The sequence below is a fragment of the Sulfitobacter dubius genome (genome assembly GCF_027214245.1).
Classification (GTDB): domain Bacteria; phylum Pseudomonadota; class Alphaproteobacteria; order Rhodobacterales; family Rhodobacteraceae; genus Sulfitobacter; species Sulfitobacter dubius_A.
Map to the genome: position 1 here is coordinate 240,102 of NZ_JAPWHM010000001.1, position 25,483 is coordinate 265,584.

General features: G+C 62.4%; 25 protein-coding genes, 1 tRNA gene and 2 riboswitches. Of the genes, 17 read left to right on the forward strand and 9 right to left on the reverse strand.

Annotated elements, in window-relative coordinates; all coding sequences use genetic code 11:
- Positions 1-27 precede the first annotated feature (27 nt).
- The 3 genes from O4H31_RS01205 to O4H31_RS01215 are packed head-to-tail and all read left to right on the forward strand — an operon-like array spanning position 28 to position 3,214.
- Positions 28-1,071 (forward strand): ABC transporter substrate-binding protein, encoded by a 1,044-nt coding sequence (locus O4H31_RS01205; protein WP_269341986.1) that lies wholly within the window; start codon positions 28-30, stop codon positions 1,069-1,071.
- Positions 1,072-1,131: 60 nt separating this feature from the next.
- On the forward strand, positions 1,132-2,361 hold the full coding sequence (locus O4H31_RS01210; protein WP_269341987.1) for an ABC transporter permease: 1,230 nt from the start codon (positions 1,132-1,134) through the stop codon (positions 2,359-2,361).
- A gap of 4 nt (positions 2,362-2,365) precedes the next feature.
- Complete coding sequence (locus tag O4H31_RS01215; RefSeq protein WP_269341989.1) at positions 2,366-3,214, forward strand: ABC transporter permease; 849 nt, start codon at positions 2,366-2,368, stop codon at positions 3,212-3,214.
- A 63-nt stretch (positions 3,215-3,277) separates the two neighbouring features.
- Here O4H31_RS01215 and O4H31_RS01220 read toward each other — a convergent pair.
- Positions 3,278-3,353: transfer RNA gene (locus tag O4H31_RS01220), tRNA-Lys, on the reverse strand.
- A gap of 104 nt (positions 3,354-3,457) precedes the next feature.
- Here O4H31_RS01220 and dapF point away from each other — a divergent pair.
- The gene (gene dapF / locus O4H31_RS01225; RefSeq protein WP_269342991.1) at positions 3,458-4,291 is read left to right on the forward strand and encodes a diaminopimelate epimerase; all 834 of its coding nucleotides are present in this window, start codon (positions 3,458-3,460) and stop codon (positions 4,289-4,291) included.
- Positions 4,288-5,541: a tRNA (N(6)-L-threonylcarbamoyladenosine(37)-C(2))-methylthiotransferase MtaB gene (gene mtaB, locus O4H31_RS01230; protein WP_269341991.1), complete on the forward strand. Its 1,254-nt coding sequence runs from the start codon at positions 4,288-4,290 to the stop codon at positions 5,539-5,541. The genes dapF and mtaB overlap by 4 nt, the downstream gene beginning before the upstream one ends.
- A 257-nt stretch (positions 5,542-5,798) precedes the next feature.
- Here mtaB and O4H31_RS01235 read toward each other — a convergent pair whose 3' ends face one another.
- From O4H31_RS01235 to O4H31_RS01255, 5 genes are all read right to left on the reverse strand, one after another.
- Positions 5,799-7,172: a cytochrome c1 gene (locus O4H31_RS01235; protein ID WP_269341993.1), complete on the reverse strand. Its 1,374-nt coding sequence runs from the start codon at positions 7,170-7,172 to the stop codon at positions 5,799-5,801.
- 11 nt (positions 7,173-7,183) lie between these two features.
- Complete coding sequence (petB, locus tag O4H31_RS01240; RefSeq protein ID WP_269341996.1) at positions 7,184-8,527, reverse strand: cytochrome b; 1,344 nt, start codon at positions 8,525-8,527, stop codon at positions 7,184-7,186.
- A 15-nt stretch (positions 8,528-8,542) separates the two neighbouring features.
- The gene (petA, locus tag O4H31_RS01245; RefSeq protein WP_093927706.1) at positions 8,543-9,103 is read right to left on the reverse strand and encodes a ubiquinol-cytochrome c reductase iron-sulfur subunit; all 561 of its coding nucleotides are present in this window, start codon (positions 9,101-9,103) and stop codon (positions 8,543-8,545) included.
- 190 nt (positions 9,104-9,293) lie between these two features.
- Positions 9,294-9,902: a glutathione S-transferase gene (locus O4H31_RS01250; RefSeq protein ID WP_269341999.1), complete on the reverse strand. Its 609-nt coding sequence runs from the start codon at positions 9,900-9,902 to the stop codon at positions 9,294-9,296.
- Positions 9,903-9,962: 60 nt separating this feature from the next.
- Positions 9,963-10,577, reverse strand: coding sequence for an FMN-binding negative transcriptional regulator (locus O4H31_RS01255; RefSeq protein WP_269342001.1), 615 nt, complete (start codon positions 10,575-10,577; stop codon positions 9,963-9,965).
- Between the two features lie 58 nt (positions 10,578-10,635).
- A riboswitch (FMN riboswitch) is annotated at positions 10,636-10,775 on the forward strand.
- Positions 10,776-10,852: 77 nt separating this feature from the next.
- Between O4H31_RS01255 and O4H31_RS01260 the strand changes: the two genes are divergently transcribed.
- The gene (locus O4H31_RS01260) at positions 10,853-11,335 is read left to right on the forward strand and encodes a 6,7-dimethyl-8-ribityllumazine synthase (protein ID WP_269342003.1); all 483 of its coding nucleotides are present in this window, start codon (positions 10,853-10,855) and stop codon (positions 11,333-11,335) included.
- Here O4H31_RS01260 and O4H31_RS01265 read toward each other — a convergent pair.
- From O4H31_RS01265 to thiB, 3 genes are read right to left on the reverse strand one after another with little or no spacing between them, the layout of a single operon-like run.
- On the reverse strand, positions 11,332-12,024 hold the full coding sequence (locus tag O4H31_RS01265) for an ATP-binding cassette domain-containing protein (RefSeq protein ID WP_269342005.1): 693 nt from the start codon (positions 12,022-12,024) through the stop codon (positions 11,332-11,334). The two genes, O4H31_RS01260 and O4H31_RS01265, sit on opposite strands and share 4 nt — an antisense overlap.
- Positions 12,011-13,567 carry a thiamine/thiamine pyrophosphate ABC transporter permease ThiP gene (locus O4H31_RS01270; protein ID WP_269342007.1) on the reverse strand — a complete coding sequence of 519 codons (1,557 nt, stop codon included), beginning with the start codon at positions 13,565-13,567 and terminating at the stop codon, positions 12,011-12,013. Before O4H31_RS01270 ends, O4H31_RS01265 begins: the two co-directional genes overlap by 14 nt.
- Positions 13,543-14,520, reverse strand: a complete 978-nt coding sequence (thiB, locus tag O4H31_RS01275) for a thiamine ABC transporter substrate binding subunit (RefSeq protein ID WP_269342008.1) — start codon at positions 14,518-14,520, stop codon at positions 13,543-13,545. The genes O4H31_RS01270 and thiB overlap by 25 nt, the downstream gene beginning before the upstream one ends.
- A 34-nt stretch (positions 14,521-14,554) precedes the next feature.
- Positions 14,555-14,656: riboswitch (TPP riboswitch) on the reverse strand.
- Positions 14,657-14,748: 92 nt separating this feature from the next.
- Between thiB and aroC the strand changes: the two genes are divergently transcribed.
- The 11 genes from aroC (at position 14,749) to O4H31_RS01330 (ending at position 25,480) form a co-directional block, all read left to right on the forward strand.
- Positions 14,749-15,858: a chorismate synthase gene (gene aroC, locus O4H31_RS01280; RefSeq protein ID WP_269342010.1), complete on the forward strand. Its 1,110-nt coding sequence runs from the start codon at positions 14,749-14,751 to the stop codon at positions 15,856-15,858.
- A gap of 10 nt (positions 15,859-15,868) precedes the next feature.
- Positions 15,869-16,807, forward strand: coding sequence for a DMT family transporter (locus tag O4H31_RS01285; RefSeq protein ID WP_093927700.1), 939 nt, complete (start codon positions 15,869-15,871; stop codon positions 16,805-16,807).
- Positions 16,808-16,877: 70 nt separating this feature from the next.
- Positions 16,878-17,483, forward strand: coding sequence for a cob(I)yrinic acid a,c-diamide adenosyltransferase (gene cobO / locus O4H31_RS01290; RefSeq protein WP_269342013.1), 606 nt, complete (start codon positions 16,878-16,880; stop codon positions 17,481-17,483).
- Positions 17,484-17,727: 244 nt separating this feature from the next.
- The gene (gene pcaF / locus O4H31_RS01295; RefSeq protein ID WP_269342015.1) at positions 17,728-18,933 is read left to right on the forward strand and encodes a 3-oxoadipyl-CoA thiolase; all 1,206 of its coding nucleotides are present in this window, start codon (positions 17,728-17,730) and stop codon (positions 18,931-18,933) included.
- Between the two features lie 28 nt (positions 18,934-18,961).
- Positions 18,962-19,954, forward strand: a complete 993-nt coding sequence (paaA, locus tag O4H31_RS01300) for a 1,2-phenylacetyl-CoA epoxidase subunit PaaA (RefSeq protein ID WP_269342016.1) — start codon at positions 18,962-18,964, stop codon at positions 19,952-19,954.
- Positions 19,955-19,959: 5 nt separating this feature from the next.
- Positions 19,960-20,304: a 1,2-phenylacetyl-CoA epoxidase subunit PaaB gene (gene paaB, locus O4H31_RS01305; protein WP_093927696.1), complete on the forward strand. Its 345-nt coding sequence runs from the start codon at positions 19,960-19,962 to the stop codon at positions 20,302-20,304.
- A gap of 35 nt (positions 20,305-20,339) precedes the next feature.
- Positions 20,340-21,062, forward strand: a complete 723-nt coding sequence (gene paaC / locus O4H31_RS01310) for a 1,2-phenylacetyl-CoA epoxidase subunit PaaC (RefSeq protein WP_269342993.1) — start codon at positions 20,340-20,342, stop codon at positions 21,060-21,062.
- Positions 21,056-21,604: a 1,2-phenylacetyl-CoA epoxidase subunit PaaD gene (gene paaD / locus O4H31_RS01315; protein ID WP_269342020.1), complete on the forward strand. Its 549-nt coding sequence runs from the start codon at positions 21,056-21,058 to the stop codon at positions 21,602-21,604. Before paaC ends, paaD begins: the two co-directional genes overlap by 7 nt.
- A 7-nt stretch (positions 21,605-21,611) precedes the next feature.
- Positions 21,612-22,676, forward strand: coding sequence for a 2Fe-2S iron-sulfur cluster-binding protein (locus O4H31_RS01320; RefSeq protein ID WP_269342022.1), 1,065 nt, complete (start codon positions 21,612-21,614; stop codon positions 22,674-22,676).
- Positions 22,677-22,686: 10 nt separating this feature from the next.
- Complete coding sequence (gene paaZ / locus O4H31_RS01325) at positions 22,687-24,711, forward strand: phenylacetic acid degradation bifunctional protein PaaZ (protein WP_269342024.1); 2,025 nt, start codon at positions 22,687-22,689, stop codon at positions 24,709-24,711.
- Positions 24,701-25,480: a PaaX family transcriptional regulator C-terminal domain-containing protein gene (locus tag O4H31_RS01330; protein ID WP_269342026.1), complete on the forward strand. Its 780-nt coding sequence runs from the start codon at positions 24,701-24,703 to the stop codon at positions 25,478-25,480. The genes paaZ and O4H31_RS01330 overlap by 11 nt, the downstream gene beginning before the upstream one ends.
- The last annotated feature ends 3 nt before the right edge of the window (positions 25,481-25,483 follow it).

Here is a 25,483-nt window from a genome sequence, read left to right on the forward strand (position 1 = left end):
AACCTGGACACAACAAGGAGAGACCCGATGAAGAAACATCTGACGTATCTGGCCACGACGGCGCTGCTTGCCAGCCCTGCTCTGTCCCAGGATCTGACAGTGACATCTTTTGGCGGCGCCTATGGCGCGGCACAGATGGAGCACATGATTGAACCCTACATGAAGGAGTCCGGCACCAACGTCCTGTTCGAAGACTACGGCGGCGGCGTGGCCGAGATGAAGGCACAGGTCGAGGCAGGTAATATCCTGTGGGATGTCGTCGACATCGAAGTGATCGACCTCGAACGCGCTTGCGCCGAAGGTTATCTGGAAGTGATCGACCAATCGGTTCTGCCCGATGGCGACGATGGCACCCCGGCGGCGGATGACTTCATCGAAGACGCGCTGGCCAATGAATGTGGCGTCGGCAATATCGTTTGGTCCGTCGTCTTTGCGGTGAACACCGAAAACGGCGAAGGCCCGAAAACCATCGAAGACTTCTTTGACACCGAAGCCTTCCCCGGCAAACGTGGTCTGCGCAAGCGCCCCCAAGTGAACATGGAATGGGCGCTGCTGGCCGATGGCGTTGCCCCCGAAGAAGTCTATGAAGTGCTCGCCACCGAAGAGGGCCAAGCCCAAGCCTTTGCCAAGCTCGACACCATCAAAGATGAGATCACTTGGTATGACAGCTGGTCTCAGGCCCCCGTTCTGCTGAACGACGGCGGTGCCACCATGGTGCAATCCGCCAACGGTCGTATCTTTGCCGCGATCAAGGACGATGGCGCACCCTTCGAGATCGTCTGGGACAGCCACATCTATGACCTTGATGTTTGGGCCATCATGAAAGGCACCGAGAAGAAAGAAGAGGCGATGGAGTTCATCAAGTTCGCCACCGGCACCGTGCCGCTGTCGGGCATGCAGGACGTGGCCTATGGCCCGACCCGCGCCTCTGCCCAAGCGCTGCTGCCCGAAGAGGTCAAGAAAGACCTGCCAACCGCGCACCTTGATGAGGGCGTGAAGGCCGATGGTATCTTCTGGGCCGACTATGGCGAGACGTTGGGCGAGAAGTTCAACGAATGGCTGCTGCAATAAGCACCCTGCCCCGCGCCTGACCGGGCGCGGGGAACCCAATCCCTATAGAAGAGTAACCGCGTGTCCAGCCTCAGTTCCCAAGACGCCGCCAACGCCCGTCGCCAAATGCGCAGACGCCGCCTGCAGGCGTTTCTTTTCGTGGTGCCGCTGCTGCTCTTCATCCTTTTTGCCTTTGTCGCGCCGATCACCACGATGCTGTTCCGCAGTGTCTATAACCCGACCGTCGCAGAACTGGTGCCTGAGACGCTGACCATGCTGGAAGACTGGGACGGCGAAGCCCTGCCCGATCCGGCTGTGGTCACGCAAATGGCCATCGACATGAAGCGCATGGCGGGCAACCGCACCTCCGGCAGGTTCGCCGATGAGATCAACCGCGCCCTGCCGGGCATGTCGAGCGTGATCAAATCCACCGCCCGCGGGCTGCGCCGTGCGGATGATGCGGAGCTTGCCGCCAATGGGGCTGAGATGCTGCTGGCCGAGAATGACCGCTGGGGCAAACCCGCCACATGGCGCGCGATCCGCAGCGCCGGGCAGGTCTATACCTCAAGCTATTACCTCACCGCCGTCGATCTGGAGTATGATGCTGAAGGTGAGATCATCATGCGTGACACGCAGATCTACAAACAGCTCTATACCAAGACGCTGAAGATGGCGCTGATTATCACCGGGCTGACCATGCTGCTGGGCTATCCGCTGGCCTTCTACATGTCCCAAGCCTCTCCGGCGACGGCGAACTTCCTGATGGTCTTTGTGCTGCTGCCCTTCTGGACCTCGCTTCTGGTGCGCACGACCGCTTGGATCGCGCTGCTGCAAGCGGGCGGCGTGGTGAACTCGACGCTCATCTGGGCGGGGCTAATCAATGAGCCGATCGAGCTTCTCTACAACGAGTTTTCCACCATCCTTGCCATGACCCATATCTTGCTGCCCTTCATGGTGCTGCCGGTCTATGCGGTGATGCGCGGGATCGACAGCAGCTTCATGCGGGCCGCAATTTCTATGGGCTCGAACCCCATCGGCGCGTGGTACAAAATCTACCTGCCGATGAGCCTGCCGGGCCTGTCAGCCGGGGCGCTGTTGGTCTTCATCATCTCGGTCGGCTATTACATCACCCCGGCGCTGGTGGGCGGCACCGACGGTCAGATGATCTCCAACATCATCGCCTTCCACATGCAGGTCTCGAACAACTGGGAACTGGCGGCGGCGCTTGGCTCGCTCCTGCTGATCCTGATCCTCGTTCTCTACTGGCTGTTCGACCGTTTCGTCGGCACCGACAACCTCAAGCTGGGATGACGCCATGAGCCCATTGCCCGACTATTACACGATCTGGCACAAGGCTGGCCACTACGGCCTGCGCATCATGGCGGCCTTGGTGCTGGTGTTCTTGATGCTGCCGATCCTCGTCATCATGCCGTTGTCGTTCAATGCCGAGCCGTTCTTTACCTTTACCCAAGGTATGCTGTCGCTCGACCCCGACGCCTATTCGACACGCTGGTATCAAGAGATTGTCGACGACCAAAAATGGCGCATCGCGATCCGCAACAGCTTCCTTATCGGCATCGTAGCCGCCAGTATCGCTACGGTGCTGGGGACACTGGCCGCCGTTGGCCTCGCCTCGCCTTGGATGCCGTTCAAACGGGTCATCACCGCGCTCCTGCTGTCGCCGATGATCGTGCCACTGATCATCATCGCGGCGGGCATGTTCTTTTTCTACACGCAGTTCAACCTCGTCGGCACCTTCACCGGGCTAATCATCGCCCATGCGGCGCTTGGCGTGCCTTTTGTCATTATCACCGTCACCGCCACGCTCAGCGGTTTTGATCGCTCGCTCTTTGTCGCTGGGCTGAGCCTCGGCGCCTCTCCGATCAAGGTCTTCTGGGACGTGGTGATACCGCTCATTCGCCCCGGCGTGATCTCGGGCGGGCTCTTCGCCTTTGTCACATCCTTTGACGAGGTGGTGCTGGTGCTCTTCCTTGCAGGCCCCGAACAGCGCACGATTCCGCGGCAGATGTTCTCGGGTCTGCGCGAGCAGATCAACCCGACGATTCTGGCGGTGGCGACGCTGCTGGTGGTGCTCTCGGCGACGATGCTTTTCGTGCTGGAAGCGCTGCGCCGACGCTCTGCGCGGCTGCGCGGGCAGGAATAGGCGAAACCGCCTGCGGGCGGCACCAAACACCTGATCCACAACCATATTTGGGGGGGGGGTGAGTGGTGAGCCGTGATGGGTTCGAACCATCGACCTACTGATTAAAAGTCAGTTGCTCTACCAACTGAGCTAACGGCCCACTAGGCGGGTAACTAGAAATTACGGGCGGCAGGGTCAAGCCCTTTATTACGAAAATAATGCGAGATGCTGGATTAGTTTTCATGCCGGGGTTATATGCCCCGAATGTACAGCGATCAGACCCCCGGATTGCCCTTCATGAAAATGCATGGGCTAGGCAATGACTTCGTCGTGTTTGACGCACGCGCGGAGGCAATCGACGTGACCCCGGCGATGGCGCAGGCCATCGGGCACCGGCAATTTGGCGTGGGATTCGATCAGCTTGCGGTGATTACACAAGGGGCGGGCGACGCGCATCTGACCTTTTACAACTCCGACGGCTCGCTCTCTGCTGCCTGCGGCAATGCCACCCGCTGCATCGCGCGCTATCTGATGGACGAGTCGGGCCGCGATTCGCTGCATCTGACCACCGCGCGGGGCGATTTGGCGGCGAAGGACGCCGGGGGCGGCCTGACCTCCGTCAACATGGGCCACCCGCAGTTGAATTGGGATGAGGTGCCACTGGCGCGCGAAATGGACACGCTGCACCTGCCGATTGACGGCGACCCCGTCGCCACCGGCATGGGCAACCCGCATTGCACCTTTTTCGTCGATTATGCTGAGGCGGTGGACCTCTCCGATCTCGGCCCCCGCGCCGAGCATGACCCGCTTTACCCTGAGCGCACCAACGTCCAAGTGGCGCAAATCGTCGGGCCGGATCACATCCGGATGCGCGTTTGGGAGCGGGGCGTGGGCGTGACGCTGGCCTCGGGCTCGTCCTCCTGCGCCACCGCCGTCGCCGCCGCCCGTCGGGGCCTCACGGGCCGCGCCGTGCGCATCGACCTCGACGGCGGCACACTGCACATCGATTGGCGCGAGGATGGCGTCTGGATGACGGGGCCGACCGCCCATGTCTTTTCCGGCACCTTCACCCCCGACTTTCTGGAGAGCCTGACATGAGCGCCCCGATCTTCAGCACCATGGGCTGTCGTCTCAATGCCTATGAGACCGAGGCGATGAAGGAGCTCGCCGAACAGGCGGGGCTGCAGAACGCCGTGGTGGTCAACACCTGCGCTGTCACCGCCGAGGCCGTGCGCAAAGCCCGCCAAGACATCCGCAAGCTGCGCAAGGCGCACCCCGATGCGCGCCTGATCGTCACCGGCTGCGCCGCACAGACCGAGCCCGAGACCTTTAACACCATGCCCGAGGTCGACGTCGTGATCGGCAACACCGAAAAGATGCAGGGTGCGACATGGCAGGGTATGGCCGCCGATTTCATCGGCGAGACCGAGACCGTGCAGGTCGACGACATCATGTCTGTCACTGAAACAGCAGGCCATCTGATCGACGGGTTCGGCACCCGCAGCCGCGCCTATGTGCAGGTGCAAAACGGCTGCGACCACCGCTGCACGTTTTGCATCATTCCTTACGGTCGCGGCAATTCCCGCTCGGTCCCCGCAGGGGTCGTGGTGGATCAGATCAAGCGGCTGGTCGACAAGGGCTTTAACGAAGTTGTGCTGACCGGGGTCGATCTGACCTCCTGGGGCGCTGACCTACCCGCCACACCGAAACTCGGCGATCTGGTGATGCGAATCTTACGGTTGGTGCCCGATTTGCCGCGGCTGCGGATTTCCTCTATCGATTCGATTGAGGTGGATGAAAACCTAATGCAGGCCATCGCGACTGAGCCACGCCTGATGCCGCATCTGCACCTGTCGTTGCAGCATGGCGACGACATGATCCTCAAGCGCATGAAGCGCCGCCACCTGCGCGACGACGCGATCCGTTTTGCCCAAGAGGCCCGCGCCTTGCGGCCCGACATGACCTTTGGTGCCGATATCATCGCCGGTTTCCCGACCGAGACCGAAGCGATGTTCGAAAATTCCATGAAACTGGTCGAGGAATGTGACCTGACATGGCTGCATGTCTTCCCCTACTCCGCCCGTCCCGGCACCCCCGCGGCGCGGATGCCCGCGGTGAATGGTGCTGCGATCAAAACCCGCGCGGCACGGCTGCGCGCGGCGGGAGAGCGGCAAGTGCAGCGGCATCTGGAGGCGCAGGTGGGGCAAACGCATGATGTGCTGATGGAGAACCCTCACATGGGGCGCACGGCACAGTTCACCGAGGTGAGTTTTGCCGCGCCACAGGTCGAGGGCGAGATCGTGCGGACCGAGATCACCGGAATTTCAGGCACGCAGCTGACCACCTAGCGCGAAGGGCATCGCTCTCCCTGGGGGGCGATGGAACGAGGCTGTCGTCGGAACGGCTGCCGTACTCGAAACGACTCCGCATCATGAAACCTCGTTAAATCGCCCTCCGGGGGGAGGGAGGGCGATGCCCAGTGTGCCACCGGGCGGACCCTGTTGAGAGGTTTTAGACCAAATGGCCGCCGTCATTATCCATGGCCAAAAGAAAGGGCGCCGGTTTCCCGACGCCCTTTCTTATCTGTAAAAAAGCCGTGGCCCGATCAGTCGTCCTTGCGGCGGTTCTTGACCGGCGCCCAGAGCTTTTTGTTGGTCAGGTACAGCAGCACCGACAACAGACCCAACAGCACAACACCGGCAAAGCCAGCCTGCTTGCGTGCGCCCAGCTTGGGCTCGGCGGTCCACATCAGGAAGGCAGAGACATCCTCGGCCATGTGCTGCACGTCGTTGGCATGCTCATCCGCGAACTCGACCAGCTCATCCGACAACGGGGGCGCCATGGCGATCCAGCCGCCCGGGAAGACGGTGTTCTCATAAAGAACCGTGCCTGCCTGCTCTTTCTCTTCGCCTGTATAACCGGTCAGCAGCGCGGTGATATACTCCGGCCCGCCGATCCCTTTCAGGAACTGGTTGATGCCCAGACCGTAAGGACCGTGGAACGCGGCGCGTTTCTTGGCCATCAGCGAGAGGTCAGGTGCGTTCGGCAGGTTGGAGCCGGGGAAGTGGTCAACCGGGGTGCCGGGACGGGTGTCATCCAGCTCGGCGTCATAGACGTCATAGCCTTTGGCGTATTCGATCACCTGCTCTTCGGGCATGTTCGGACCGGTTTCGTCCGACAATGTCCGCATCGCGACATACTCCAGACCGTGGCAGGCCGCGCAAACCTCGGTGTAGATCTGCAGACCGCGCTGAAGCTGGTTTACGTCATAGCCGCCGAACGGACCATCGAAAGAGAAATCGATGTTATCGATATGCGGCGTGGCGTGGGAATCGTCACCGTGATCGTCGTCACCGGCGTGATCTTCAGCGGCAGTTTCCTCGCCGTGGTCATCTGCTTCCATGACACCCACGTTGGGGTCATCACTATGCGCCTGACCGGCAACATCATCCTCTGCGATGACGTCGGCATCGGCGTTTTCTTCTGCCGTGGACTGCTCTTCACCTGTGGGCTCGGCTTCCTCGGCAGCGGCGTCTTCAGCAGGCGCTTCCTCGGTTGCTTCTGCTTCAGCAGGCGCTTCCTCAGCAACAGGCTCTTCTGCTGGAGCCTCTTCGGGTGCAGTTTCCTCAGCAGAAGGTTCCTCGGCAGGAGCCTCCTCTGGGGTGGTTTCCTCAGCAGGCGCTTCCTCGGCCGCAGGCTCCTCGGAAGGGGCGGGTGCGACTTCGGGTGCATCAGCTGCGGCAGGTTCGTCAGCCGGGGCCGCGTCGACCTCGGGTTCGGCTGCGGTCGCGTCAGCTTCGGCAGGTGCCTCTTCCGCCGCTGGCGCTTCAGCCGGTGCAGTCTCGGCTTCGGCCTCCGGCGTTTCCGCCGGAGTTGTTAGCAGTTCTTCTTCTGTCGCTGTATCCTGCGCCAGCACTGCCGTTCCCGGCAGGGCAAGGCCCAAAGATACCACGGCAGAAAGGAGGTTGGTCTTCATCATGGTCATGATCCTTATTCCGCCGGGTTCACAAGCGTCTTGGTGCCGCCTGCCTTGGGCGCATAATGCGCGTCAAAGTCGGCTTCGATGGTTTCAGGCTGCGCCAGCGGCTTCTCGATCACGCCCAAGAGGGGCAGGATCACGAGGAAGTAGGCGAACCAGTAGGCTGCCGCGATCAGCGAGAAGGTCGCATATGGCTCCTCTGCTGGCATCGCGCCGAGCCACATCAGGGCGAAGAAGTCGATCACCAGCAGGGCGAACCACCATTTGAACATCGGACGATACCGGCCCGAACGTACGGATGAGGTGTCCAGCCACGGCACCAGCGCCATCACGGCAATCGCCCCGAACATCGCCAGCACGCCGAAGAACTTGGCGTCGATGATGCCACCGGTCACGAAGGACGCGATTTGCACGACCCAAACCTCAGAGGTGAAGGCCCGCAGGATCGCGTAGAAGGGCAGGAAGTACCATTCCGGCACGATGTGCGCAGGTGTCGCCAGTGCGTTCGCTTCAATGTAGTTGTCCGGGTGGCCAAGGTAGTTCGGCATGAAGCCGACGACAGCGAAGAACAGCGTCAGGATCACGGCCAGCGCGAAGAGGTCCTTGATCACGAAGTAGGGCCAGAACGGCAGCGTGTCTTTCTTGGCGTCTTCTTTCGAGGTGCGGCGCACTTCGACCCCGGTGGGGTTGTTGTTGCCGGTCGTGTGGAAGGCCCAGATGTGCAGCACCACAAGGCCCGCAATCACGAAGGGCAGCAGATAGTGCAGCGAGAAGAAACGGTTCAGCGTCGCGTTATCAACCGCAGGCCCACCCAGCAGGAAGGTCTGCAGTGTTTCACCGACGAAGGGAACCGCGCCAAAGAGGCCGGTAATCACGGTCGCGCCCCAGAAGGACATCTGACCCCAAGGCAGAACGTAGCCCATAAAGCCGGTGGCCATCATCAGCAGGTAGATCAGCATGCCGATGATCCATGTGATCTCACGCGGGGCTTTATAGGAGCCATAGTAGAGACCACGGAAAATATGCGCATAGACCGCGATAAAGAACAGCGACGCGCCGTTCATATGCAGATAGCGGATCATATAGCCGCCGTTCACGTTCCGCATGATGTGCTCAACCGACGAGAAGGCCAGATCGACATGCGGCGTGTAGTGCATCACCAGAACGATGCCGGTGATGATCTGCAGTGCCAGACAGAAAGTCAGCACGATGCCCCAGATCCACATCCAGTTCAGGTTCTTGGGCGTGGGGATCATCAATGTGTCGTACAACAGGCCAACGATGGGAAGGCGGCGGTGCAGCCACTTTTCGCCGTTCGAATTCGGCTCGTAATGGTCGTGAGGAATTCCAGACATCTCTCTTCCGCTCCCTTAACCCAGTTTGATCGTGGACTCGTCCACGAATTCGGCGACAGGCACCGGCAAGTTGCGTGGGGCCGGCCCTTTACGGATGCGGCCCGCGGTATCGTAATGCGACCCGTGGCAGGGGCAGAACCAGCCGCCAAAGTCGCCAGCATCACCCAAAGGCACGCAGCCAAGGTGCGTACAAACGCCCATCTGAACCAGCCACTCGCCGTTTTCATCCAAGGCGCGGTTGGCGTCCGTGGCAGGCACGTCGCCGCCAAGGTTCGCGTTCTGCGCGATGGGGTCCGGCAGGCTGGACACATCTACAGAGTTTGCTTCTTCAATCTCGGCCTCTGTGCGGCGGCGAATGAACACGGGCTTGCCCAGCCATTTCACGGTCAGCTGCGTCCCGACTTCAACGCCGGACACATCCACACGAATGGACGACAGCGCCTTTACGTCGGCAGAGGGGTTCATCTGGTTGACCAGCGGCCAGACGGCGGCACCAACGGCGACGGCACCTGTACCGGCTGTCGCGTAATACAGGAAATCCCTCCGGGTGCCTGCGTGTTCTTCTGCTTGGGACACGGGTTTACTCCAATTCTTGGCCAAATCTGGCCGTCAGACATAGGGGTGGCGTCACCTTGCCACCTGACTTCTCGCCGCTATCTACCGGGATGGACCGCGCCCGTCCAGATGTCAAAGCCGCGCATCTGGGATCAACCGCGCCACAACGCGGCAAAAATACCGCGATTGTGGCAATATCATTACGGCCCGATTACTGCGGCGGCACTGTATGCGTCATTGCAGGGCGCGAATCAAAGGCATCGAACCAAACTGCCAGATCGGGGTTTCCGGCCCGCCAATCCCGCGCACCATGGCGAAAATCGATATAGCCCAAGGCGCAGCCAAGCGCGATCTGGCCCATGTCCAAAGGCCCGGCCAAATGCGCAGCCCATTGATTGTTAAGCGTCTTACAGGCCCGTTCGACCTTGCCCCACTGGCCTTCGACCCATTCGGGCATGCGTTTGTCTTCGGGGCGCAGTTTGCCCTCATAGACCATGGCAAGCGCGGCATCGAGCATGCCGTCCGCCGTGGCCTCCAGCGTCAAAGTGTCCCACCTGCTTGCACCTTGGGGGTAAAGCCCCGCCCCCGCGCGGTCATCCAGATAGGCGCAGATCACCCGGCTGTCATAAAGCGTGCAGCCGTCTGGCCGCTCCAGCGCGGGTACTTTGGTCAGCGGATTGCGCGCGGCAAGGCCCTCGGCCGGGGCCAATGGTGTGCCCGATGTCGGCTCCAGCGCGACATCATCAAGCTGGCCGGTCTCATGCAGCAGCACCATGACCTTGCGGACATAGGGCGAGGTTGGAGAATAGAATAGTTTCACGTGAAGTCCCCCCTTGGTTGACCGTACTATTCAACGGCGCCGCGCCAGACGCAACGGCGATCACACCCCGCGCATCAGGGCCGCCATCACCGCCGGATCCGTGCCGAATCCATGTGCCGCCATCTGATCCGCCGCCGCCAGACGCACGGCCTCATCCTTGTTCTGGCCCAGCTTCCACGTGCCGTCGATCCCGGTGACGCGGATCTGGCAGGGCACGATCATCCGCAGCATCTTGTCCCGCGCCTCGGGGGTCATCTTGTCCAATTTCCACGGGGTCTTGGGCACAAGCCGCGCCTCATAGACCGCCGATTGCCGCGCCAGCAGGTCGGGCAGTTCCTCTGCCGGGCGCATCTCAAGCATTCCGGTTAGATGTACGGCGACATAGTTCCATGTCGGCACTTGATCTTCGATGCCATACCAATCGGGCGAGACATAGCTGTCGGCCCCGGTCACCGCCAAGCGCACCGGCTGCGGGGCCTTCAGCGCTCGCGCGATGGGGTTGGAGCGCACCAAATGCAACTCGGCCAAATCCCCGGCGTCGTTCAGGATGAAGGGCACATGCGCCATCAGCGGCCCCTCTGCCCCGTTGATCGCCAAGACGCCAAAGCCGGTGTCACGGGCAAAGGCAAGGTTCCGGTCACGGCCCTCTTTGCGGTAGATCGGATTGGGGTGCATGGTCACTCCTATGCGTTTCTTTTGGTATTGCAGAGCCTTGTGCAACTTGGCAACCTGACATCATTCTCAGGGCGGGGCGAAATTCCCCACCGGCGGTAAGCGGTCCCCGCAAGCCCGCGAGCGGCCTTTTCGAAGGTGTCAGCAGATCTGGTGCGACTCCAGAGCCGACGGTCACAGTCCGGATGAAAGAGAATGCGAACAAAGACGGGGGCGAAGCCTCGGCCTTTGCGCGTGATCGCCTTGGGTGGACGTGTCTGAACCTAAAGGAGATCACCATGACACAAGATCGTTCCGCCCGTTTCGCCTTTGTGCGTGCAAGCTGGCATGCGGATATCGTCGACCGCGCCTATGACGGATTTACTGAAATCATCGCCCCGGCACAGGTAGACAGCTTTGCCGTTCCCGGCGCCTTTGAACTGCCGCTCATGGCGCAGCGTCTGGCCAAGACGGGCCGCTATGACGCCGTGATCTGCGCGGCCTTCGTGGTGGATGGCGGCATCTACCGCCATGACTTCGTGGCGCAGACCGTGGTCGATGGGCTGATGCGCGTGGGATTGGATTGCGACCTGCCGGTGCTGTCGGTCTCGCTCACCCCGCACCATTATCAGGAAACCGACCACCACAACGCGATCTACCGCGACCACTTCGTCACCAAGGGCCGCGAGGCCGCGCAGGCCGCCCTTGGCATGACCCAAGCGCTGGAGACGTTTTCTTCAAAAGAAAACACCCCGGAAATTTCAAAAATTTCCGCCGCCTAGCCGAGATAGGCGCGCAAGGCCGGGGGCGGGTTGTCGAGCAATTCCGCCGCCGGTCCCGGAGCATGGGCGCGCCCGCCTTCGACAAAGATCACCTCCTCTGCGATGCGTCGCACGTCATCCGGCGCATGGGTCACCATGATCAGTCCCGCCCCCGTCTCGCGGGCGAGTTCTTGGACGAGGTCGAGCATCTCAATCCGCAGCGCCGGGCCGAGTGCGGCAAAGGGTTCGTCCAACAACACCCATGGCCGCGCCTGCACCAGCACCCGCGCCAGCGCCACGCGGCTTTGCTGCCCGCCAGACAGCGCCCCGGGGCGTTTCGCGGCGTGATCGCTGAGCCCCACCCGCATGAGGGCGGCATCGACCGCCTCCCGGTCCGCCGCTTTCAACCCCAAGTCAGGGCGCAGGCCAAGGCCAACGTTCTGACGCACGGTGAGATGAGGGAACAGGTTATTATCCTGAAACAGCATCGTCATGCCGCGCTGGCCGGGATGCTGATCCGTGATCTCCTCCCCCTCCCGCGACAACCGCCCCGCCGCCACCGGCACAAACCCACAGATCGCCGCCAGCAGGGTCGACTTACCCGACCCCGAGGGGCCGATCACCGCATAGCTGTGCTCCTGCGCCAGCGTCATATCGGCCGTGAGGCTGAAATCGCCCCTCTCAATGCGCATCTTTTCAAGCGTCAGCATGCCAGCGCCCCCATTTGTCGCAGATGAAAAACACCGCCAGCGCCAAGACCAGCAGCAACAGCGCCGCGCCCGCTGCGGCCTCCATCCGGTAGGCGCCCATCAGACGGTACATCTGCAAGGGCAGCGTCGCACGGTCCTGATCGGCGAACAGCGCGATCACGCCGAGGTCACCCACCGACAGCGCCCCGGTCAGCCCGGCGGCAAAGCCCAGCTGCGGGCGCAAGCGCGGCAAGACCAACAGACGCCAGAGCGCCCAACCTTTCATGCCGAGGGTCTGCGTCAGCGAGCCATAATCCTGCAACGTCTCACGCAGCCGCGGCACCAGAATGCGCAGTACGAAAGGCAGCGCCATCAGCGCGTTCACGAGGGCCGTAACGGGAAGGCTCAGCCGCGCCGGGTCGAGCACCGGGTTGATCAGAATGAACCACCCCGTGCCGATCATCAGCGGAGAGGCCGCAAGCCCCATCAGGCCAATCGCCTCCACCCCGCCGTGCCGCCGGGTGGCGATCCAACCCGCCATCGGCAAGGCCAGTGCGGCGAGTACCATCACGCTGAGGCCCGCAACCAGAATGCTGTTCAATGTAGCTTGCCACACCGAAGGCGGCAGTTGCCCCAAACCTACCAATCCGCGCAGCACTACAGCTCCCAGCGGGAGCAACAAAAACAAGGCGGCAACCGAAATCACGGTAATGTCCAACGCCCGTTGCCCACCGCCCCGCGCATCCCAGCGGCGCAGGGGGCGGTCCAGCCCGCCGCCCAAGCTGATCGGCGGGATCAGCCAAAGCGCCGCCACCGCCGCAGCCCCCGCGAGCACAAGCTGCACCACCGACAAAAGCGCGGCGCGGCCCAGATCGAAATCAAACCGAAAGGCCTGATAGATCGCCAGTTCGATCGTCGTCGCGCGTGGCCCGCCGCCCAGCGTCAGCGCTACGGCAAAACTCGTCAGACAAATCACGAAGATCAACGCCGCCACGCCGGGCAGCACCTGCCGCAGCATGGGCCATTCCAGGGCCAGAAACAACGCACGCGGCGTCATCTGCAGCTGCCCGGCCAGTCGAAACCGCTCGGACGGTATGCTCTGCCAGCCTTGCAGCAAAAGCCGTGTCGCCAGCGGAAGATTAAAGAAAACATGGGCCAGAACGACGCCATGCAACCCATAGATCGACACGGGCGGCAGCCCCAGAGCCGCACCAAACTGGTTCAGCACGCCCGAGCGGCCAAAGACAGTCAGCAGCCCCAGCACCGCCACGATCACCGGCAGAATAAAGGGCGCGCCGAGCAATGTGATCAGCGCCCCGCGCCCCCAAAACCGCCGCCGCGCCAGCGCCCGCGCGACCGGCACGGCCAGCAGCACCGAAAGCACTGCCGACCAGACCGCCTGCATCGCGGTAAACCGCACCGCCGCCCAATCCGCCGGACCGAGCCCCGCGCCCAGATCGGCTGCCGTGAAGACAGCGACCAAGGCGGCAAGGATCAGCCCTGCGACCAGTGCGGCGGCGAAAAGCCCCGGCTTGCCGCTTAACGCGACAGCGCGGTCAGCCATTCGTTCAAGGCCTCTTCCCGGAGCATAGGTACATCGGCATTGGGTACCAAAAGCGCCTTGCCGGGCTGGATCATGCCCTCGAACCCTTCGGGCAGACCGCCTTCGGGCGTCACGGCGGGGTACATCCAGTTGGTCGTCGGCAGCACCGATTGCGCGGCATCAGAAACGAGGTATTGCAGGAACCGATCCGCCAGTTCGGGCTGATCCGACCCCGCGAGCTTTCCCGCCACTTCGATTTGCATGTAGTGGCCTTCGTCAAACAGCGCCGCGGTCTTGCTGTCGTCCTCCTCGGCAATCAGGTGATAGGCGGGGGATGTGGTGTAGCTGAGCACCATGTCGGCTTCGCCTTCGAGGAACAGACCGTAGGCTTCGGACCACCCTTTGGTCACGGTCACGACATTGTCGGCCAGCCCCGCCCAAACCTCGGGTGCTTCATCGCCATAGGCCGCTTTAACCCACATCAGCAGCCCCAAACCGGGCGTTGAAGAGCGCGGGTCTTGGATCACGATTTTCAGATCGCTCTCAGCCAGCGCTTTGAAATCGCCGGGCGCGTCCAGATCGGTGCCGTGGACAAAGGCGAAATAGCCCCAGTCATAGGGCACGAAAACTTCGTCTTCCCAAGTGATCGGCAGATCATAGTCAGCCTGCAACCCGCTCGGCGTAAACAGATCGGTCTCTTTCGCGGCAGCGACAAGGCTGGTGTCCAGCCCCAGCACGATATCTGCGTCGGACCGTGCGCCCTCAAGTTTCAACCGCGCCAGCAGTGCCGCGCCATCGCCCATACCGACAAATTTCAGATCGCAGCCGCATTGCGCCTCGAAACCCTCTTCGATGGCCGGGCCGGGGCCCCATTCGGTGACGAAACTGTCGTAGGTATAGACCGTCAGTTCAGGCGTTTCGGCCCATGCAGCCGATGCGCCCAAGACGCCCGCAGCAAGTGTAAGATACTTCATTGCATCCTCCTTTTGCGGCGAAAGGTAAAAGGTGGATGTCTGTCCGGACCTTCCCTCCGCCGGTGTTAACCGGTTCAGGTTCAACGGGTCCGCGCAACACGCACATCTCAGCCCAAAGGCCCCCCGAGGTAGCGTCAGGGGTAGATGCCCCCCACACAATTGGCAAGGCAAATCCCCTTGAGGCAGGGCGCCGCCCCCGCTAAGGGTTTGACAACAGGAGGTCCGCCCATGTCGATCAACAGCTTTGGCCATCTTTACCGGGTCACCACATGGGGCGAGAGCCACGGGCCCGCCCTTGGCGCCACGATTGATGGCTGCCCCCCCGGCGTGCCGATTGACGAGGCGATGATCCAGCAGTGGTTGGACAAGCGCAAACCGGGCCAGAACAAATACACCACGCAGCGGCGTGAGGCGGATGAGGTGCGGATTCTGTCGGGCACCTTTGAGGGCGTCACCACCGGCACGCCGATCCAACTGATGATCGAGAACACCGATCAGCGCTCGAAAGACTACGGGGATATCAAGGACAAGTTCCGCCCGGGTCATGCCGACATCACCTATTTCCAGAAATACGGCATCCGCGACTATCGCGGGGGTGGGCGTTCCTCGGCGCGCGAAACGGCGGCGCGGGTGGCGGCGGGCGGTCTGGCGCGCGAAGCGATCAAGGCGCTGGCCCCGAACCTTCAGATCACCGGCTACATGGTGCAGATGGGGCCGCATAAGATCGATCGGGACGCCTTTGACTGGGACCAGATCGACCAAAACCCCTTTTGGGTGCCAGACGCCAAGGCGGCCAGCGACTGGGCCGACTACCTCGACGGGCTGCGCAAATCGGGCAGCAGCGTCGGTGCGATCATCGAAGTCACCGCGCGCGGCGTGCCTGCAGGCATCGGCGCGCCGGTCTATGGTAAGCTCGACACCGATCTGGCCGCCGCGATGATGAGCATCAATGCCGTCAAAGGCGTGGAAATCGGCGAAGGCATGTCAGCCGCGATGCTGACCGGAGAGCTGAACGCGGACGAGATCACCATGGGGCCGGAGGGGCCGGAGTATTCCTCCAACCACGCGGGCGGCATCTTGGGCGGGATCAGCACCGGACAGGATGTCGTGGTGCGTTTCGCGGTCAAACCGACCTCAAGCATCCTGACCACACGGCGCACCATCACCAAACAGGGCGAAGAAACCGAGATCATCACCAAGGGCCGCCACGATCCTTGCGTCGGCATCCGCGCGGTGCCCGTGGGCGAGGCGATGATGGCCTGTGTGTTGCTGGATCACTTGCTGCTGCACCGCGGGCAGATCGGCACCAACCGCGGACGGATCGGCCCCGAAGCATGAGGACCAGAGCATGAAAGTCGATGATTTCTCCGCCCGCCCCGCCCTTGGCGTCGGGCTGAAGATCACGGCGATCCTGCTCTTCACCTGCATGTCGGCCATCATCAAGTCGCTGGCCGACGACGTGCCCGCGGGCGAGTCAGTCTTCTTTCGTTCTTTCTTTGCCATTCCGGTGATCCTGATCTGGCTGGCGCAACGCGGCAAACTGAAAAGCGGGCTGAAGACGCAAAACCCGATGGGCCATGTCTGGCGGGGGCTGTTCGGCACCACGGCGATGGGGCTGACCTTTACCGGCCTTGGCCTGCTGCCCCTGCCCGAAGTCACCGCCATCGGTTTCGCCACGCCAATCTTTACCGTGATCCTCGCCGCCGTTCTACTGGGCGAGCAGATCCGCCTGATCCGCGTCACCGCCGTCGCGATGGGGCTGGTGGGCGTGATGATCATCCTTTGGCCGCGTTTTACCAACATCGGCACGATGGAGCAGACGGCCACCATTGGCGCACTGTTGATCCTAATGGCGACGATGGTGCGCAGCCTTGTGCAGATTCACATCCGGCAGTTGGTGCAGAACGAAGACACCGCCGCGATCGTGTTCTATTTCTCGGCCACCGCGTCGATCTTGGCGCTTTTCACCCTGCCCTTTGGCTGGGTAATGCCCGATCTGCAAACCTTTGGCTTGCTGGTGTTGGCAGGGCTGATCGGCGGGGTGGCGCAGATTCTAATCACCTCGGCCTATCGCTTTGGCTCGGCCTCGATGCTGGCGCCTTATGACTATACCTCGATGCTTTTTGCCATCGTGCTGGGCTATGTCTTTTTTGCCGAACTGCCGACGATGATGATGCTGGCGGGCGCGGCTTTGGTGATCAGCGCGGGCGCGCTGGTGATCTGGCGCGAGCGGCAGTTGGGGATGGAGCGCGGCAAAGCGCGGTCTGTTACCGATCCCAAGGCGTGATTCATTGCGGGCTTTCGCCCGGCCCTGCCTCTCCCTATGGTGCCCCGAAACAGGATAGAGGAGATGACCGATGAGCGACGCAGATCCGCAAGACCACAAGGAAAAGATGCAGCAGCGTCAGGCCGAACAGCGCGCCAAGGTGGCCGAGCTGCAAGACCCTGACAAGGGTCTGGTGCTGGTCCATACCGGGCCGGGCAAGGGCAAATCCTCCTCTGCTTTCGGGGTCGTCGTACGCGCGCTCGGCTGGAAACAGCGCGTCGGCGTGGTGCAGTTCATCAAGGGCAAATGGAAGACCGGCGAACGGCTGTTCTTTGAACAGCTCGATGAGGTTACATGGCACACGATGGGCGAAGGGTTCACTTGGGACACTCAAGACCGCAACCGCGACATCGCCGCCGCCGAAGCTGCATTCGGCAAGGCACGCGAAATGATGGAGAGCGGGGAGTATGACCTTGTGGTGATGGATGAGATCAACATCGCCATCCGCTATGAATACCTCAAGATCGAAGACGTGATCGTCGGGCTCGACGCCCGCGACAAACGCACCGCCGTCGTGCTGACAGGCCGCGACGCCCGGCCCGAGCTTTGCGACTATGCCGATCTGGTGACCGAGATGTCCGAGGTCAAACACCCGTTCAAAGCGGGCATCAAAGCCCAGCGCGGCGTCGATTACTAAGCCCCCCTCGCTTTGCCTTTCTGAAAGTACCAAAGGCTGCCCTTACCCAAGGGCGGCCTTTTTTTAATTCTCTCGCGATCCGGCGTTTCATGACCACACCATACGGCGCGGGTCTCTGCCGCCGATGGCCTCTCTGCACCGCGACATGTTACCGAAATCAACGCCTCAGTTCTATTCCGTAACATTTTGATTGAACCGAATCGCCCTGCTGTGTAAATTGCGTAGCAACAACAGGAGTACTCCCATGCAGGCATTCATCTGCGACGCGCAGCGCACCCCCATTGGCCGTTACGGTGGCGCCCTCTCTTCGGTTCGCGCCGACGATCTGGCCGCGATCCCGTTGAAGGCACTGATGGATCGGAACCCCTCGGTGGACTGGGCGCGTGTCGATGATGTCATCATGGGCTGCGCAAACCAAGCGGGCGAAGACAACCGCAACGTCGCGCGCATGGCCGCCCTGCTGGCAGGCCTGCCCGTCGACGTGCCGGGTGCCACGATCAACCGGCTCTGCGCCAGTGGCATGGATGCCGTCGGCGCCGCCGCCCGGGCGATCCGCGCCGGCGACATGGATCTGGCCATCGCCGGTGGCATCGAGAGCATGTCGCGTGCCCCCTTCGTGATGCCCAAGGCGGAAACCGCATTCTCGCGCAGCAATGCGGTCTATGACACCACCATCGGCTGGCGCTTCGTGAACCCTAAGATGAAGGCGCAGTTCGGCGTGGATTCCATGCCCGAAACCGCCGACAATGTGGCCGCTGACCATGACGTGTCCCGCGAAGACCAAGACGCTTTCGCCGCGCGCAGCCAGCAACGCTGGGCCGAAGCGGACGAAAAGGGCCTCTTTGCCGGGGAAATCACCCCCGTCACGATCCCGCAGCGGAAAGGCGACGACGTAATCGTCGACCGTGACGAGCACCCCCGCCCCGGCTCCACGCTGGAAAAACTCGGCAAACTGCGCGGCATCAATGGCGCAGACCTGACCGTGACCGCTGGCAACGCCTCGGGCGTCAACGACGGTGCCGCGGCGATGCTGCTGGCCTCGGAAGCCGGCGTGAAAGACCACGGCCTTACCCCCGTCGCCCGCGTTGTTGCCATGTCTGCCGCAGGTGTCGAGCCGCGCGTCATGGGCATCGGCCCGATCCCTGCCGTGCGCAAAGTGCTGGACCGTGCGGGCCTGACCATCGAACAGATGGACGTGATCGAACTTAACGAGGCTTTCGCCTCCCAAGGTCTCGCCACCCTCCGCGCCTTGGGCGTGCCGGATGACGCGCCGCATGTGAACGCCAATGGCGGTGCCATCGCCATCGGCCACCCTCTGGGCATGTCTGGTACCCGTCTGGTGATGACGGCGGCGCTGCAACTCAAGCGGACGGGCGGCAAATACGCGCTATGTACAATGTGTGTGGGCGTGGGTCAGGGCGTGGCACTGATCCTCGAAAACGCTGGCTGAGACTTCTTTCCCGGAAAGGAACAGACCGATGTATGCACAGATGATCAAATCCACCGGCAAGGGCATCAAATCCCTCGACGAGATGGACCCCGAAGAGCGCGCCTTTCAGGAGCGCATCAACGCGGGCGGCAAGATCGAGCCCAAAGACTGGATGCCCGACGGCTACCGCAAGAACCTGATCCGGCAAATCGGCCAGCATGCGCATAGCGAGATCGTCGGCCAATTGCCCGAAGGCAACTGGATCACACGTGCTCCGACGCTCGAGCGCAAGGCGATCCTCTTAGCCAAGGTACAGGACGAGGCGGGTCACGGCCTCTACCTCTATTGCGCGGCGGAGACGCTGGGCGTGACCCGCGACCAGATGACCCGCGACCTGCTGTCGGGCAAAATGAAGTACTCGTCAATCTTCAATTATCCGACCCTAACATGGGCCGACATGGGCGCTGTTGGCTGGCTGGTCGACGGAGCCGCCATCATGAACCAAGTGCCTCTGCAGCGTACTTCTTATGGCCCCTACGCCCGGGCGATGGTGCGGATCTGCAAGGAGGAGTCCTTCCACCAGCGCCAAGGCTTCGACATCATGATGAAGATGGCCAATGGCACGGCCGCACAGCGCAAGATGGCCCAAGACGCGCTCAACCGTTTCTGGTTCCCGGCGCTGATGATGTTCGGCCCCTCGGACAAAGATTCGGTCCATTCCGCGCAGTCGATGGCGTGGAAAATCAAGATGAACACCAATGACGAGCTGCGCCAGAAGTTCGTCGACGAGACGGTGCCGCAGGCCGAATACCTTGGCCTCACGATCCCCGACGAGACCCTCAAGTTCAACGAGGAAACCGGCCATTACGATTTCGCCGAGCCGGATTGGGAAGAGTTCTTTCAGGTGCTCAAGGGCAATGGCCCGTGCAACACCGAACGTCTGGCGGCGCGCAACAAGGCCTGGGACGAAGGCCGTTGGGTGCGCGAAGGGCTTCTGGCCCACGCCGAGAAAAAGCGCAGCAGACAAATGGCAGCGGAGTAAGCGACATGAGCAGCCCTGAATCCAGCGAATACAAAGGCACCGAGGCCGCCCCCCACGGCAAGGCGCGCTCCACCGAATGGCCGCTGTGGGAGATCTTCATCCGCGGCCAGCACGGGCTGAGCCACCGCCACGTCGGCAGCCTGCACGCGGCGGATGCGGAAATGGCGATCAAGAACGCCCGCGACGTCTATACCCGCCGCAACGAAGGCGTGAGCATCTGGGCGGTCGAGGCCAGCGCCATCGCCGCCTCCTCGCCTGAGGAAAAGGGCGCGCTTTATGAGCCTGCGAACGACAAGGTCTACCGCCACCCGACCTTTTTCGACATTCCCGACGAAGTGGGGGCGATGTGAGCACGGTTAACCCTAAGTTCGAATTCCTCTGCCGCATGGGCGACAACGCCCTTGTGCTGGGTCACCGCGTTTCGGAATGGTGCGGCACGGCTCCGGTGCTGGAAGAAGACATCGCGCTGGCCAATATGGCGCTCGACTTGATCGGGCAAACGCAGCTGTGGCTGGGCATGGCGGGTGAGGTCGAGGGCGCGGGGCGTGACGCCGACAAGCTGGCTTTTCACCGCGATGTTTGGGATTTTCGCAATGTCTTGTTGGTCGAGCAGCCCAATGGCGACTTCGGCCAAACCATGATGCGGCAGTTCCTGTTCGACGCTTGGCATCTGGCGCAACTTACCGCATTGATCGATTCCAGCGATAGAGAGATCGCCGCTATTGCCGAGAAATCCGCCAAAGAGGTCACCTACCACCTCGAACGTTCCTCCGACAGGGTAATCGGCCTTGGCGACGGGACCGAGGAAAGCCACCGTCGGATGCAGGCGGCGCTGGATCTGCTCTGGCCCTATGTGGGGGAGATGTTCCTCGGCGATGATGTCGACGCTGCCATGAAAGATGCGGGCATCGCCCCTGATCCTACCAGCCTGCGCGCTGGCTACGACCAACTGGTCGGCGACACGCTCGCGGCAGCGACCCTGACCAAACCCGAAGATGATTTTGCCCATAGGGGCGGGAAAAGCGGCACACGGCACAGCGAGCATCTGGGCCATATGCTGACCCAGATGCAGTGGCTGCAGCGCGCCTACCCGGACGCCACATGGTAAAACCCGCGCCCCACAGCCGGCCTGCCCCCGCACCGGTGCCGGGGGTGGTGCGCGATACCGCCCCGCGCGGTGCCGCGTTGGCCGAAAAGCCCACGTTAGAGACGGTTTGGGCATGGCTTTCGGCGATCCCGGACCCGGAGATCCCGGCCATTTCGCTTACCGATCTCGGCATCATCCGCGATGTGGCATGGGACGGCGATACTCTGGTTGTGACCATCACGCCGACCTATTCGGGGTGCCCCGCCACCAGCATCATCAATCTTGATATCGAAATGGCGCTGCGCGACCACGGCATCGAAAACCTTGACCTGAAACGACAGCTTTCCCCGCCCTGGACCACCGACTGGATGACCGACACCGGCCGCGCCAAGCTGGAATCCTACGGCATCGCGCCGCCCCGGCCTGCCGGTGGGCCGCAACATTGCCCGCATTGCAAATCCACCGCGGTGGAGCGGATCAGCCAATTCGGCTCGACCCCCTGCAAGGCGCAGTGGCGGTGCTGCGACTGCCGTGAACCCTTCGACTATTTCAAATGTATCTGAGGCCCCGATGAGCCAGTTTCACCCCCTGTTAGTGACTGATATCCACCACACCATCCGCGATGCGGTGGTGCTGACGCTGAAGCCGGAAAACCCCGAAGCTTTTGCGTTTACCCAAGGCCAATACCTGACCTTCAAGCAGGACTTCGACGGCACCGAGCTGCGCCGGAACTATTCGATCTGCGCAGGTCTGGACGATGGCGAGCTGAAGGTCGGGATCAAGCGCGTCGATGGCGGGGCATTCTCGACCTATGCAAATACCGACTTGAAGGTCGGCGATACGCTCCACGCCATGCCGCCGCAGGGAAAATTCTTCACCGCGATCGAGCCGGAGGTGGCGAAAAATTACCTCGGGTTTGCGGGCGGGTCGGGCATCACGCCGGTGCTTTCGATCCTAAAGACTGTGCTGAAACGCGAGCCGAACTCGACCTTCACGCTGGTCTATGCCAACCGCGCGGTGAACACGATCATGTTCCGCGAGGAGCTTGAAGATCTCAAGAACCACTACATGGGGCGGTTGACGATTATCCACATCCTCGAATCCGGTCAGGATATGGAGTTGTTTGAGGGCCGTATCGATCAAGCGAAATGCGATGCGCTGTTTAAGCATTGGATTCAGATCGACAACATCGACACCTCCTTCATCTGCGGCCCCGAACCGATGATGCTGGCGATTGCCGAGGCGCTGAAGACCAACGGGCTGACCGACGGACAGATCAAATTTGAACTCTTCAGTGAAAGCCAGCAGGGCCGTCTGGCCAAACAGGAAATGGCCGAGCGCAGCGAGGGGCAGAGCGGCACCGAGATCACCGTCATCATCGACGGCGCGCGGCGCAGTTTCACCATGCAGAAGGGCCAATCGGTGCTGGAAGCCGCACTAGAGAACGGGCAGGAAGCGCCGTTCTCTTGCAAGGCCGGGGTTTGTTCGACCTGCATGGGCAAAGTGCTTGAGGGCGAGGTCGAGATGATCTCGAACCACGCGCTTGAGGATTACGAAGTCGAGCGCGGTTATGTGCTGACCTGCCAGAGCTACCCGCTGAGCGATACGCTCACTATCGACTACGACACACACTAAAGGAGCCGACATGCGCGATATTCACAGTTACGCAGCAGGCGAGTGGCTGGCCCCGGGCGCGGGCGCCCGCAGCATCGCCAGCGCCATTACCGGCGAGGTGATCGCGCAGGCCGGCAACGATGCGCTCGACGCGCAGGCCATGCTGGGCTTTGCCCGCGACCACGGCGGCCCTTCCTTGCGCGCGATAACCTTCCACGACCGCGCGCGGATGCTCAAAGCGCTGGCATTGCACCTGATGGAGCACAAACAGGCGCTTTATGACCTGAGCTACGACACCGGCGCCACGCTCTCGGACCATAAGATCGACGTGGACGGCGGCATCGGCACCATGCTGGTTTTCGCTTCTAAAGGTCGGCGCGAGATGCCGGACGCGCATGTCTATCTCGACGGCGCGCCCGAGCAACTGGGCCGCGCCGGACAGTTCATGGGGCGGCATATCTGCACCCCGCTGCAGGGCGTGGCGGTGCATATCAACGCCTTCAACTTCCCGGTTTGGGGTATGCTGGAGAAGCTCGCCCCCACCCTGCTTGCGGGCGTGCCCGCGATCGTGAAACCGGCCACCGCCACCTGCTACGTGACCGAACACTGTGTGCGCTTGATGCTCGACAGTGGGCTGCTGCCGAAGGGCGCGCTGCAACTGGTAAGCGGCGGCTTGGGCGACATGCTCGACCACCTCGACTGTCAGGATGCCGTGGCCTTTACCGGGTCGGCCGATACCGCGCTGAAGCTGCGCAGCAATCCTTTGTTGCTGCAGAACTCGGTGCGCTTCACGTCTGAGCAGGACAGTCTCAACGCCTCGGTCCTCGGCCCCGATGCAAGCCCCGGCACGCCGGAGTTCGACCTCTTCGTCAAGGAAGTGCAGCGCGAGATGACCGCCAAGGCGGGGCAGAAATGCACCGCCATTCGCCGCATCATGGTGCCGCAGGCGCAGGTCGACGCGGTGATCGCCGCTCTGTCCGAACGGCTTGCCAAGACCACCATCGGCGATCCGCGCGCCGAGGACACGCGCATGGGCGCGCTGGTCTCGAACAGCCAGAAACGCGATGTGCTGGAAAAGGTCGGGCTGCTGAGCGCCGAGGCCGAGCGGGTCTTTGGCGATCCCAACAACTTTACCGTCAACGGCGCCGACAAAGACAAAGGCGCCTTCCTGCCGCCAATGCTGTTCCACTGCGCTGATCCCGACAGCGCCGAGCGCGTGCATGACACCGAGGCTTTCGGCCCTGTCTCCACCCTGATGCCCTACCGCGATCTGGCCCATGCCTCGCAGTTGCTGAACCGCGGCCAAGGCTCGCTTGTGGCCTCGATCATCACCAATGACGGCGAGGTGGCGCGCGAGTTGACCATGGGTTCGGCAGCCTTCCACGGGCGGCTCTATTTCAACAACCGCACGTCGATGGGCGAGGCCACGGGCCACGGCTCTCCGCTGCCGCATATGGTGCATGGCGGGCCGGGCCGCGCGGGCGGCGGCGAAGAACTCGGCGGCATTCGCGGTGTGATGCATTACATGCAGCGCACGGCCATTCAGGGCAGTCCCGACATCCTGACGGCCATCGGCAAACAATGGGTGCCGGGTGCGGAAGAGATCACCGACCGGGCGCACCCCTTCACCCGCCGCTTCACTGAGTTGGACTTGGGCGAGACCTTTTATTCCAAGTCCCGCGAAATCTCGCTCGAAGATATCGAGACCTTCGCCCATTTCACCGGCGATACTTTCTACGCCCATATGGACGACGAGGCTGCCGCCGCGAACCCGTTCTTCCCCGGCCGCGTGGCACATGGCTACCTGTTGCTCAGCTTTGCTGCGGGTCTGTTCGTGCAGCCTGATCCGGGTCCGGTGCTGGCCAATACGGGTCTCGACAATCTTCGCTTCCTTGAACCTGTCTCGGCGGGCGACAGCATCAAGGTGCGGCTCTCGGTCAAGCACAAGACGCCGCGCAACGAGGAATATGGCGAGGTGCGCTGGCATGTGACCCTGACCAACCAACGCGGGGAGGCGGTCGCGGAATATGAACTGCTGACGATGAATGCCCTCTGATCCCTCCCTTCCCGCTGTCGCGGCCTTTGCGGGCTTGGGGGGCCAGCGCGTCTGGTCGCTGATGGTCAGCCTGTTCGGCGATCTGGCGCAGGGAGAGGACGATGCGATCGACGGGCCGGTGCTCTCGACGATCATGGGCGCGCTCGACGTGCGGCCAGAGGCGAGCCGCGTGGCGCTGCACCGGCTGCGCAATGACGGATGGTTGCAGTCACACAAGATCGGGCGGATCAGCCAGCACAGCCTGACCGCCCAAGGCCGCGCGGAGAGTGCCGCCGCCAGCCCCCGCATCTACGCCACGCCGCCCGACCTGTCAGAGCCATGGCAGATGGTGGTGACCGAAGAGAATGGACGCGAGACCGACAGCGCATTGCGGGACGCGGGTTTCATCGCCGCCATGCCCCGCGCCTATGTCGGGCGGGCCGATAGCGCGGCCCCGAAAGGCTGCCTTGCCCTGCCCGGCACGCCGCCGCCCGACTGGCTGCGCCGCGCGGTGGAGCCTGCCGAACTTGAGGCCGACTATGCCGCGCTGCTGGCTGCGCTTTCTACCTTGGACGCCGAACTTCCGGATGCAGACAGGTTGAGCGCTTTGGATGTCGCGGTTCTGCGCTGTCTGATCGTGCACAACTGGCGGCGGTTGGTGCTAAAACACCCCGCCCTGCCCGGCGGATTGATCCGCCCCGAGTGGTCCGGCTACCGGTGCCATCTACTGGTCGACCGCTTGCTGCGTCGCTATCCCCGCCCCGCATTGCAGGATCTGGCCACCGCCTGACCC